The 10420-nt window shown below is 64.1% G+C and carries 9 protein-coding genes; 6 read left to right on the plus strand and 3 right to left on the minus strand.

Features of this window, described 5'->3' with window-relative positions; all coding sequences use genetic code 11:
- Positions 1-90 precede the first annotated feature (90 nt).
- Both hemF and JOZ79_RS01145 read right to left on the minus strand, forming a co-directional pair.
- Entirely contained in the window at positions 91-954 is an 864-nt protein-coding gene (gene hemF / locus JOZ79_RS01140; protein ID WP_294069415.1) for an oxygen-dependent coproporphyrinogen oxidase, read from the minus strand.
- Complete coding sequence (locus JOZ79_RS01145; RefSeq protein ID WP_294069417.1) at positions 951-2276, minus strand: MFS transporter; 1326 nt, start codon at positions 2274-2276, stop codon at positions 951-953. Before JOZ79_RS01145 ends, hemF begins: the two co-directional genes overlap by 4 nt.
- Positions 2277-2483: 207 nt before the next feature.
- Between JOZ79_RS01145 and petA the strand changes: the two genes are divergently transcribed.
- The 4 genes from petA (at position 2484) to JOZ79_RS01165 (ending at position 5928) form a co-directional block, all read left to right on the plus strand.
- Positions 2484-3068, plus strand: coding sequence for a ubiquinol-cytochrome c reductase iron-sulfur subunit (gene petA / locus JOZ79_RS01150; protein ID WP_294069419.1), 585 nt, complete (start codon positions 2484-2486; stop codon positions 3066-3068).
- A gap of 14 nt (positions 3069-3082) precedes the next feature.
- Entirely contained in the window at positions 3083-4405 is a 1323-nt protein-coding gene (locus JOZ79_RS01155; RefSeq protein ID WP_294069422.1) for a cytochrome b/b6, read from the plus strand.
- Positions 4406-4421: 16 nt separating this feature from the next.
- Positions 4422-5357 carry a cytochrome c1 gene (locus JOZ79_RS01160; RefSeq protein ID WP_294069425.1) on the plus strand — a complete coding sequence of 312 codons (936 nt, stop codon included), beginning with the start codon at positions 4422-4424 and terminating at the stop codon, positions 5355-5357.
- Between the two features lie 97 nt (positions 5358-5454).
- On the plus strand, positions 5455-5928 hold the full coding sequence (locus JOZ79_RS01165) for a hypothetical protein (protein ID WP_294069428.1): 474 nt from the start codon (positions 5455-5457) through the stop codon (positions 5926-5928).
- Here the strand turns inward: JOZ79_RS01165 and JOZ79_RS01170 are convergent.
- Positions 5925-6386 (minus strand): MaoC family dehydratase, encoded by a 462-nt coding sequence (locus JOZ79_RS01170; protein WP_294069431.1) that lies wholly within the window; start codon positions 6384-6386, stop codon positions 5925-5927. The genes JOZ79_RS01165 and JOZ79_RS01170 overlap by 4 nt on opposite strands.
- Before the next feature lie 75 nt (positions 6387-6461).
- Between JOZ79_RS01170 and JOZ79_RS01175 the strand changes: the two genes are divergently transcribed.
- The gene (locus JOZ79_RS01175) at positions 6462-8051 is read left to right on the plus strand and encodes a tetratricopeptide repeat-containing sulfotransferase family protein (RefSeq protein WP_294069434.1); all 1590 of its coding nucleotides are present in this window, start codon (positions 6462-6464) and stop codon (positions 8049-8051) included.
- A 94-nt stretch (positions 8052-8145) separates the two neighbouring features.
- A partial coding sequence (locus JOZ79_RS01180) for a TonB-dependent receptor (RefSeq protein ID WP_294069437.1) occupies positions 8146-10420 on the plus strand: 2275 nt, incomplete at its 3' end.

Consider the following 10420-nt stretch of genomic DNA (forward strand, 5'->3'; position numbering starts at 1 on the left):
CCGATCCACGTTCACACCGCGATCCTCGACGCCGTGGTGATCTTCGGCGGCGTCGTCATGGTGTTCAGTGCGGCTACTCGTTCGTAGAGGTTAAGGCCACTTCACCACGGGCGGCATCGAGGACAGGATCGAATCGACGTTGCCGTCGGTGCGCAGTCCGAAAATTGTGCCGCGGTCGTAGAGCAGATTGAACTCGACGTAGCGGCCACGGAACGTGAGCAGCCGATCGCGGTCGGCATCGTCGAAGGGCATGTCCATCCGCGCGCGCACCAGTTTCGGGAAGATGTCGAGGAACGCCTCGCCGACGTCGCGGGTGAATGCGAAATTCTCCACGAACGTCGCCCCTTCGCCAGGATCATTGCACTCGAGATGATCATAGAAAATGCCGCCGACGCCCCGCGGAACTCCGCGATGGGGAATGAAGAAATACTCCTCGGCCCACCTGGAAAAGCGAGGGTAGAAGGTCGGGTCGTGGGCCGCGCAGGCGGCGCGCAGGCGCGCGTGGAATGCCTCGGTGTCTTCCTCGTAGGGGATGGCCGGGTTCAGGTCGGCGCCGCCCCCGAACCAACGCTTGGTGGTGCAGAGGAAGCGCGTGTTCATATGCACCGCCGGCACGTGTGGATTGGCCATGTGCGCGACGAGGCTGATGCCGGTGGCGAAGAAGCTCGGGTTCTCGTCGGCACCGGGGATGCTCTTGGCGAACTCGGGCGAAAAGCGGCCGCCAACGGTGGAGACGTTGACCCCGACCTTCTCGAACACCTTGCCGACCATCTGGCCGCGCACTCCGCCTCCGCCCGCTTCGCCGGATGGGTCGGAGCGCTCCCAGGGCGTGTAGTCGAAGGCGGCGGCGGATCCTGCTTCGCGTTCGATCGCCTCGAAGGCGGCGCAAGTCCGGTCGCGTAGCGCCTCGAACCAGTCGCGGGCCGCCTGCTGCTGGTTATCGAGTTCGTTCATCGCGCTCGCCCCTTTCGAACAGCCCTGCGACCACGCAAGGCCGGTGCCGTTTCCGTGAGCGTGACGAGGATCGGCAGGACGAGCAGCGCGACGAGAGCGATCATCGCTCCCGGCGCATAGGGCGCGCCGGTTCGAGCGACGAGCAGCTGCGATCCCCATGGCGTCAGACCGCCGAAGATCGCGGTGGCTCCAGTCGCGCCGAGGGCAAGGCCGGTCAGCCGGCCCTCGCCCTGGAACTGCTCCGCCGTCGCCACTGCTCCGACCGCGCTGTAGGCGCCCGCGATCGCGGCCAGGAGGAATGCTCCGGCGAGTGCTTCCGCCCAATCGCCGTTGGACATCAGCGAGAAGAGAGTCACGGGCAGCACCGCGCTCGCTCCGCAGAGGAGGAGAAGCACCGGCTTGCGGCCCCAGCGGTCGGACAGCAGCCCGGTAAGCGGCGTGACGAGGATGACGACGACGGCGGCACCGGTCGAAATCCAGAGCGAGTCGCTCTCCGACATCGCCCCGACGGCGGTCAGGAAGGACGGCACATAGGTGATCCCGACATAGTAAGTGATCGATCCCAGGGCCGAGATCGCGAAGCTCCTGAGGATTCCAAGCCCCTGCGTCGAGACCGAGTGGAGGAGCGGGTTCTCCGGCACGGTGCCCGCCTCCTGCTGGCGCACGAACTCGGGCGATTCGTGCATCGCCGAGCGGGCGATCCCGACACTGCCGGCGAGGGCTGCTCCGAACAGGAATGGAATCCGCCAGCCCCAGCTCTCGACGGCGGCGGGCGGGAGCAGAGAGACGGTGAGAGCCGATATGCCGACCGCGAGCAGCCCACCGACCTCGCTAGCCGCGGCCGCCGATGACGTGACGAGGCCGCGCCGCTCGGGCCGTGAGCCTTCGAGCAGATAGGCGACGACGCCGGTATATTCGCCGCCGACCGCGAACCCCATCACGCAGCGCGACGAGAGGAGGAGCCAGCCGGCGAGAGGACCCGCCTGCGCATGCGTTGGCAGCAGGGCCAAGCCGAGCATCGCCGCCGTCATCAGCGCCACCGACAGCAGCATCATCCGGCGACGGCCATAGCGGTCGCCGACATGGCCGAAGACTAACGCTCCGAAAGGCCTCATCAGATAGGCGATCGCGAACCCGGCGAGGGTGGTCAGCAGCGACCCCGCGCCGCCGCCGAAGAAGACGCGGGAAAGGACCGTTGCGAAGTAGAGGTAGAGCGTGAAATCATACCATTCGACAATCGTCGAAAAGGCCGCGATCGCGGCCGAAGCGCGAGGAAGAGGCGCTCCGGCGACTGGCGGACGGGCTACTGTTACGCGGTCCATAACCGGTCGTGTAGACGAGGCTGGCACACTAAGGACAGCCGCGCGTTCGGCGGGGCCGCGCGCTCAGCCAAAGTTCACCCATTCGGCCCTTCACATCGCCCGAACCCCTCGCTATCAGGCCCGCCAATCGTGCTTGGGCACCGCCCGGGCGCGGCCTCGCGCAAGTGCCTCCCGGCACGAGCTTGCACATCGCGTCAAAGGGGAAGCATGGCCACCAAGGCATCGTCCGCTGAGGGTTCGAAGGACACAGCGCTCGCCGTCGAAGGCGAAGACGGCGTGCGCCGGCGTGATTATCTGAAGGTCGCGGCGGTGAGCTTCGCCGGCGTCGGCGGGCTTGCAACGCTGGCTCCCTTGCTGGTGCAGATGTCGCCGTCAGCCGACGTGCTCGCGCTTGCGACGACCGAGGTCGACATCTCCAAGATCCTGCCTGGCCAGGGCATCAAGACGGTGTGGCGCAAGCAGCCGGTGTTCATCCGGAACCTGACTCCCAAGGAAATCCAGGAAGCCAATGCGGTTCCGGTCTCCTCGCTTCGCGACCCGCAGACTCTGGCCGAGCGCACCAAGCCCGGCAAGACGAACTGGCTGATCACGCTCGGCGTCTGCACCCATCTGGGTTGCGTTCCGCTCGGCATCGGCGAGGGCGAGAACAAGGGCCCGTACGGCGGCTATTTCTGCCCGTGCCACGGATCGATGTACGACACGGCTGCGCGCATCCGTCAGGGGCCGGCGCCGAAGAATCTCGTTGTGCCCGACTACAAGTTTACCGGGCCGACCACGGTTACGATTGGTTGAGGGGCCAAGAACCAATGAGCTTTTCCTGGGCCAGGCCCTACGAACCCAAGCACCCGGTCGCCCGCTGGATCGATGAGCGCCTGCCGTTGCCGCGCCTGGTCTATGGCGCGATCGGCGGTGGCTATCCGGTCCCGCGGAACCTCAATTACTGGTGGAATTTCGGCGTCCTCGCCGGGATTTTCCTGACGATCCAGATCGTCACCGGCATCGTGCTGGCAATGCACTACTACGCCAGCGTCGATGGCGCGTTCACCTCGGTCAACCAGCTGATCATGCGCGACGTCAGCGCCGGATGGCTTCTTCGCTACGCCCATATGAACGGGGCGAGCTTCTTCTTCATTGTCACCTACATCCACATCTTTCGCGGGCTTTACTACGGCTCGTACAAGGCGCCGCGCGAGCTGGTGTGGATGCTCGGGCTCGTCATCTACCTGTTGATGATGGCGACGGCGTTCATGGGCTACGTCCTGCCCTGGGGCCAGATGAGCTACTGGGGCGCCCAGGTCATCACCGGCTTCTTCTCCGCCTTCCCGATGATCGGCGAGCCGCTGCGCATCTGGATCCTTGGCGGCTATGCACCGGACCAGGCGGCGCTGACCCGCTTCTTCTCGCTCCACTACCTGCTGCCCTTCGTGATCGCGGCCGTCGTGATCCTGCACATCTGGGCACTGCACATCCCGGGATCGAGCAATCCGACCGGCGTCGACGTGAAGGACGAGCGCGACACCCTCCCGTTCCACCCGTTCTACACGGCCAAGGACGGCTGGTTCGCAGCCGCGTTCCTCCTGGTCTATGCGCTGCTCACCTATTTCGCGCCGAACTACCTCGGGCACCCGGACAACTACATCCCGGCCAATCCCCTGGCGACGCCGGCCCACATCGTCCCGGAATGGTATTTCTGGCCCTTCTACGCGATCCTGCGCAGCTGCACGTTCAACCTGTTCTGGATCGATGCGAAGCTGTGGGGCGTGCTCGCCATGTTCGGCTCGATCCTGCTGCTGTTCTTCCTGCCGTGGATCGATCGTTCTCCGGTCCGCTCGGGCTCCTACCGCCCGGTGTTCAAGCGGTTCTTCTGGCTGCTCGTCGTGGACATCGTCATCCTCGGCTATGTCGGCGGCGCGCCGATCACGCCGTTCAACGCGGCGTTGGGGCAGATCGCGGCGGCTTATTACTTCGTGCATTTCCTGATCATCCTGCCGCTGGTGTCGGCATTCGAAACGCCGCTCCCATTGCCGAACTCGATTTCCGAGAGCGTGCTTCATGGCGAGACGGCGGAAGCTGCTCCGGTAGGCCAGGCGCCGCGGCCCGGATCGGTAGCAACGGCGACGGCCGAATAAGGGGGCTGGCAGTCACATGCTTCTTCGTTGGATTTTGGGTTTCATCGGCGCAATCTTCGCGGCCGTCCTGGTGCTGTCCTTCTTCAGCGGCATCATCACGTACGTGCAGAACCCGCCGGCGCCGCTGGCCTCCTCGGTATTCCACAAAGAACCGAAGGAACTCAGCCTTTCCAGCGACGGGCCCTTCGGCACGTTCGACAAGCAGCAGCTTCAGCGCGGGCTCCAGGTCTATACCGAGGTCTGCTCCGCCTGCCACAGCCTGAAGCTGGTCTCGTTCCGCGACCTCAAGGGCCTCGGCTACACCGACGCCGAGATCAAAGCCTATGCGGGCTCGGGCAAGCAGTGGAAGATCGAGACTCCGAGCATCAACCCGCAGACCGGCGAAGCGACGACCCGCAAGGGGCTTCCGTCGGACAATTTCCCGCCGCCGTTCGCGAACGAAGTTGCCGCCCGTGCCGCCAACAACAATGCGCTGCCGCCGGATCTGTCGCTGATCACCAAGTCACGCGAGGGCGGTGCCGCCTATGTCTACTCACTGCTGACGGGCTTCCAGAACCAGCCGGCTGCGCTACTCAAGCAGTTCCCGGACGCCAAGACACCGCCCAACCTGCATTACAATCCGTATTTCGCGAACCTCAACATCGCGATGCCCCCGCCGCTGACGACGGATGGGCAGGTGACCTATGCCGATGGCACCAAGCCGACGGTCGACCAGATGGCGCGCGACGTCGCTGCCTTCCTGGTGTGGACGGCCGAACCGAACCTCGAAGCTCGCCACGCGGCGGGTGTCGCGGTCGCGATATTCCTCCTGATCGGGTCGATCCTCGGCTATCTCGCCTATCAGCAGGTGTGGGCCGAAGCGAAGCGGAAGGTCCGGGTCACCGGCGTTCTCGAGCCCGAGAATCAGGCCAAGTCACGCCGGGCGAAGGCGAAGCAGGGAATCGCCGGCTGATCCAGGCGAGCAAGCGGCGCAAGCTTCGGAATTCATTCGCCGTTCACCACGCAAGGCGCTCTTCCGTCCGATCCCTCCGGCGTATTGGAGATTCGGCATGCGCGTTCCCAAACTTCGATTGGCCGCACTGGCCCTTGTCAGTAGCCTCGCCCTTGGTGGCTGCGTCGATGACATGTACGGACCCGGCTACGGTGGTTACGGCGGCTACGGCCCCTACAGCAGCGTCAGCATCGGCGTTGGCTATGGTGGCGGCTACGGCTACGGCGACCCATACTGGGGCGGCGGTTATGGCCTCGGCTATGGTTCACCGTTCGGCTGGTACGACGATTTCTATTATCCGGGCACCGGCATCTACGTCTACGACAGCTACCGGCGTCCGCGGATGTGGAACGATCGCGAACGCTGGTACTGGATGCACCGCAACGGCAACTGGCATGACCGCGACGGCGACTGGCATCGCGGCGATGGTGATTGGCACCACCGCAACGGACAGGCGCCGAATGCCAACGCTCGCTTGACGCAGCCCAACTGGAGCGGCTTCAACCGACGTCCGGCCTACCGGCCCCGCTAGGCGGCTGGAGAGTCGCTTTCTCGGCGGCGGATCAGTACGATCGAGGTGAAGGTCAGGACCGGCGCGCCGTCCTGGTTGGTGACGATCGTCTCGCTTCGGAAGGAGCCCATTTCGGGCCGGCTGCGAGACGGCGTCTTGCTGACGATGGTTGCGCGGACCTGCAGCGTATCGCCGGGATAGACCGGCTTGCGCCAGCGTAGCTCGTCGATGCCTGGCGAGCCAAGTCCGGCCTGCTCGTGCTCTGTCGACCAGCGGGCAAGCACCGCCATGGTCATTGCGCAGGTGTGCCAGCCGCTCGCCGCGAGACGGCCGAAATGGGTCTTTGCCGCCTCCTCGTCAGAGAGGTGGAAGGGCTGCGGGTCATACTTGCGGGCGAACTCGAGGACTTCCTCTCGAGTCACCTCATAGCTGCCGAAATTCGTCTCGGCGCCGACGACGAGGTCCTCGAAGAAGATCATCGCCGCGCGGCATAACGGGCACCGCCGCTTGGCGCGAGGGCAAATGACGGGCTACCAAGGGGCATGGCGGCCAGCATGACGACCAGCCTCAGATTGCACCCGGCGCTGATCGAGGCGGCGATGGCGCTCAACGACAACCGCCTCGACATCGCCGAGAGGATCCTGAAGCCCTACCTCAAGGACGATCCGTTCGACGTCGCCGCGATGCGGATGCTGGCCGAGCTTGCAGCGCGGATCGGGCGTTGGCGGGACAGTGAGGCACTCCTCCGCCGCGCGATCGAGCTGGCGCCCGGCTTCACCGCTGCCCGGGCGAACCTGGCGCTCGTCCTTGGCCGAACGGGGCGGCCGGCGGAAGCGCTCGAGTTGCTCGACGATATCTTCGATGCCGAGCCGGAGGAGCTCGGACACTGGAACCTCAAGGCGGCGACGCTGGGCCGGCTTGGGGATTTCGACGAGGCCATCGACCTTTACGAGCAGGTGCTGAAGCGGTCGCCGGAGCAGCCGCGGGTCTGGCTGAGCTACGGCCATATGCTGAAGACTGTTGGGCGGCAGGCGGACGGCATTGCTGCTTACCGCCGAGCAATTGCGATCAGGCCGGCCCTAGGCGAGGCCTGGTGGAGCCTTGCCAACCTCAAGACCGTGCAGTTCGACGAGGCCGACGTTGCGGCGATTGAGAAGGCGCTCGACAGCCCCGGGCTCGACGACGACGATCGGCTGCACTTGGAGTTTGCGCTCGGCAAGGCGATGCACGACGCGCGTCGGACGGACGAGGCCTTCGCGCATTATGCGGCCGGCAATGCGCTGCGCCTTGAGCAGCAACCCTATCGCTCCGGCGAGATCGCGAGCTTCGTCGACCGCTGCGTGACGCTGTTCACGCCGGAGGCATTTGCGACGAGGCCAGGAGGCTGCGACGCACCCGATCCCATCTTCATCGCCGGGATGCCGCGCGCCGGATCGACCCTGGTCGAGCAGATCCTTTCCAGCCACAGCCTCGTCGAAGGCACGTCGGAATTGTCTGACTTGCCGGTACTTGCCGGCAAGGGCGGGGGCTATCCGGGCGGGACGCTCGACCTCAGCGCGGACGAGCGGCGGGCGTTTGGCGAAGAATATATCAAACGCACCAGCGTCCAGCGGCGGACGGCGCGGCCCTTTTTTATCGACAAGCTGCCCAACAACTGGCTGTTCGTGCCGTTTATCCAGCTCGTCCTGCCGAACGCGAAGATTATAGACGTCAGGCGGCACCCGCTGGCCTGCTGCCTGTCGAATTTCCGCCAGCATTTTGCGCGCGGGCAGGCATTTACCTACGACCTTGCCGACGTTGGACATTATTATTCGGATTATGTCCGGCTGATGGCGCATGTTGACGCGGTCCTTCCCGGCCGAGTCCATCGCGTGATCTACGAGCGGCTGGTCGACGATACCGAAGCGGAAGTCCGAGCGCTGCTCGGCCATTGCGGCCTGGATTTCGAGCCGGCGTGCCTGGAATTCCACAAGACCGAGCGCGCGGTTCGGACCGCGAGTTCCGAACAGGTGCGGCAGCCGATTCACCGCGACGCAACGGCGGAGTGGCAGGCGTACGAGCCGCACCTCGCGTCGCTCAAGGACGCGCTGGGCCCTGTGGTGGCGGCTTATCCAGACCCTCCGGTCTCGTTCTTGCAACGCTGAACGTGAATTCGTGACGAGGCCGTCACGGCCGCAGTTGACAAGCGTGTAACCGTAGTGTCGCATTGGCGAACATCTGGCGAATGGGGGCATTCGAATGAGACACCGCACCTGTCGGGCATTTGCGCTCGGTCTGCTTGCCTCCAGCGCGCTTGCGGCGCCGGCGCTCGCGCAGACGTCTCCCACGGGCCAGTCTCCGGGGCCCGGAACGAACGCGACCGACGTGACCGCTCCACCCCCAGCGGTCCAGACGGCGCAGGACGGACAGGTGCCCGACCAGACCGAGATCGTCGTCACCGCGACCAAGCGCGAAGAAAATGTCCAGAATGTTCCGATCAGCATGCAGGCGATCGGGACCCGCCGGCTCGATCAGCTCAACATCTCGAATTTCGAAGATTACACCAAGCAGCTGCCTTCGGTGTCGTTCCTGACTACCCAGCCCGGTCAGACTACCGTCTACATGCGCGGCGTTTCGGCGGCGGGCGGCACCAATGCGGAAGGCAATCACTCGGGGCCGCTGCCGCAAGTGGGCACCTATCTCGACGAGCAGCCGGTGACGACGATCGGCGGAACGCTCGACATCCACATCTACGACGTCGCTCGGATCGAAAGCCTCTCGGGTCCTCAAGGAACACTCTACGGTGCATCGAGCGAAGCCGGCACCATTCGCATCATCACCAACAAGCCTGAGCTCGGGGTCACCAGTGGTCGTCTCGATGCGGAGATGAACACCGTCGATCATGGCGGGCAGGGCGGCAAGATCGAGGGGATGATCAACCTCCCGATCGGCCTGAACATGGCGTTTCGCGGCGTTGCCTTCTATCAGCGCGACGCCGGTTTCATCGACAATATCCACGGCGAGCGGACCTATTGCGGCGATCCCATCAAGGTCCCTGATCCCGATCCAACGGCCCCTCCGGGTTCCATGATCACCGTTGGCTGCGTTAAAAATGGACCGACGGTAACGAACACTGGTCTCGAGAAGAACAATTTCAATCCGGTCGACACCTATGGCGGCAGAGCAGCGCTGAAGGTGGACCTGGACGAGAACTGGACCCTGACGCCGACTTTCATGTATCAGAAGACCAAGTCGAACGGCGTGTTCTTCTACGATCCGGCGCTCGGCGATCTGAAGATCGATCGCTTCCGCAAGGAACCGACGCGCGATCGGTTCTGGCAGGCGGCGCTGACTGTTCAGGGAAAGATCGCAAACTTCGACGTGACTTACGCCGGCGCCTACATGGATCGCCCGAACAGCGGCGTGAACGATTACGCCGATTACACTGACGCCTATGACCAGCTGTATTACTCGTCAGGCGGCCTGGCGAATTACTTCTATCTTACGGACGCCGCAGGCAACTATGTCAGCAATCCGCAGCAATATATCAAATATACCAATCACTTCAAAAAGATGAGCCACGAGCTTCGGATCGCATCTCCGTCTGACAAGCCTTTCCGCGTGATCGGTGGCCTCTTCTACCAGCGGCAGACGAATTTCATCCATCAGGATTACAAGATCGACGGGCTCGATCCCAACCTGTCGGTGAACGGTCACCCGGGCACATTGTGGCTGACCCAGCAGAAGCGCGACGACCGCGACTATGCGGCGTTTGGCGAAGCGAGCCTCGACGTGACGCCGACGGTCACGCTGACCGCGGGCGGGCGCCTGTTCAAATACGACAATAGCCTGATCGGCTTCTTCGGCTTCGGACGGAACCCTGGAGACGGGGGCGACGGTCCTTTCTCTGCTTCGCCGCCCAACGGCGCGGGCAGCAATCGCACCGGCGTCGCCCAGTGCTGGACCGAAAGCGGGCAGCGGCTCTACGACAAGGACACGGAAACCTATGCGGACTCGCGTGTCCTGCTACCGGGCGTCGTTCCCGGAAGTCCGTGTACGAACCTTGGTGTCTATGAGAATGGGCATGTCGTGCCGGTTCGAGCGAAGGGCAGCGGCTTCACGCATCGCCTGAACGCCCAGTGGAAGCCACGTCCGGGTTTGATGTTCTATGCAACCTGGTCGAGAGGTTTCCGGCCAGGCGGCATCAATCGCCGCGGAACTGTGCCGCCCTACGATCCCGACTATCTCAGCAATTACGAGGTAGGTTGGAAGACGACGTTCGGTCCGGTCCGCTGGAACACGGCGCTGTTCCACGAGAAGTGGAGCAAGTTCCAGTTCGCCTTCCTTGGCGCGAACAGTTTTACCGAGATCCACAACGCCCGGAACGCCATCATCAACGGCGTCGAGACGGATGTCAGTTACGTCCGCGGCGGCCTGACGTTGAACGGCGCGGCCGCCTACACGGATGCGAAGACCAAGGGGAATATCTGTACGATCGCGATCGATCCGGACCCCAATTGCCTTGGTTCGGTCG

It is taken from the genome of Sphingomonas sp. (genome assembly GCF_019242355.1).
Lineage (GTDB): Bacteria > Pseudomonadota > Alphaproteobacteria > Sphingomonadales > Sphingomonadaceae > Sphingomicrobium.

Coding starts and splice junctions, on each gene's coding strand:
- hemF (WP_294069415.1), bottom strand. CDS start 954: ATGAACGAACTCGATAACCAGCAGCAGGCGGCCCGCGACTGGTTCGAG.
- JOZ79_RS01145 (WP_294069417.1), bottom strand. CDS start 2,276: ATGGACCGCGTAACAGTAGCCCGTCCGCCAGTCGCCGGAGCGCCTCTT.
- petA (WP_294069419.1), top strand. CDS start 2,484: ATGGCCACCAAGGCATCGTCCGCTGAGGGTTCGAAGGACACAGCGCTC.
- JOZ79_RS01155 (WP_294069422.1), top strand. CDS start 3,083: ATGAGCTTTTCCTGGGCCAGGCCCTACGAACCCAAGCACCCGGTCGCC.
- JOZ79_RS01160 (WP_294069425.1), top strand. CDS start 4,422: ATGCTTCTTCGTTGGATTTTGGGTTTCATCGGCGCAATCTTCGCGGCC.
- JOZ79_RS01165 (WP_294069428.1), top strand. CDS start 5,455: ATGCGCGTTCCCAAACTTCGATTGGCCGCACTGGCCCTTGTCAGTAGC.
- JOZ79_RS01170 (WP_294069431.1), bottom strand. CDS start 6,386: ATGATCTTCTTCGAGGACCTCGTCGTCGGCGCCGAGACGAATTTCGGC.
- JOZ79_RS01175 (WP_294069434.1), top strand. CDS start 6,462: ATGACGACCAGCCTCAGATTGCACCCGGCGCTGATCGAGGCGGCGATG.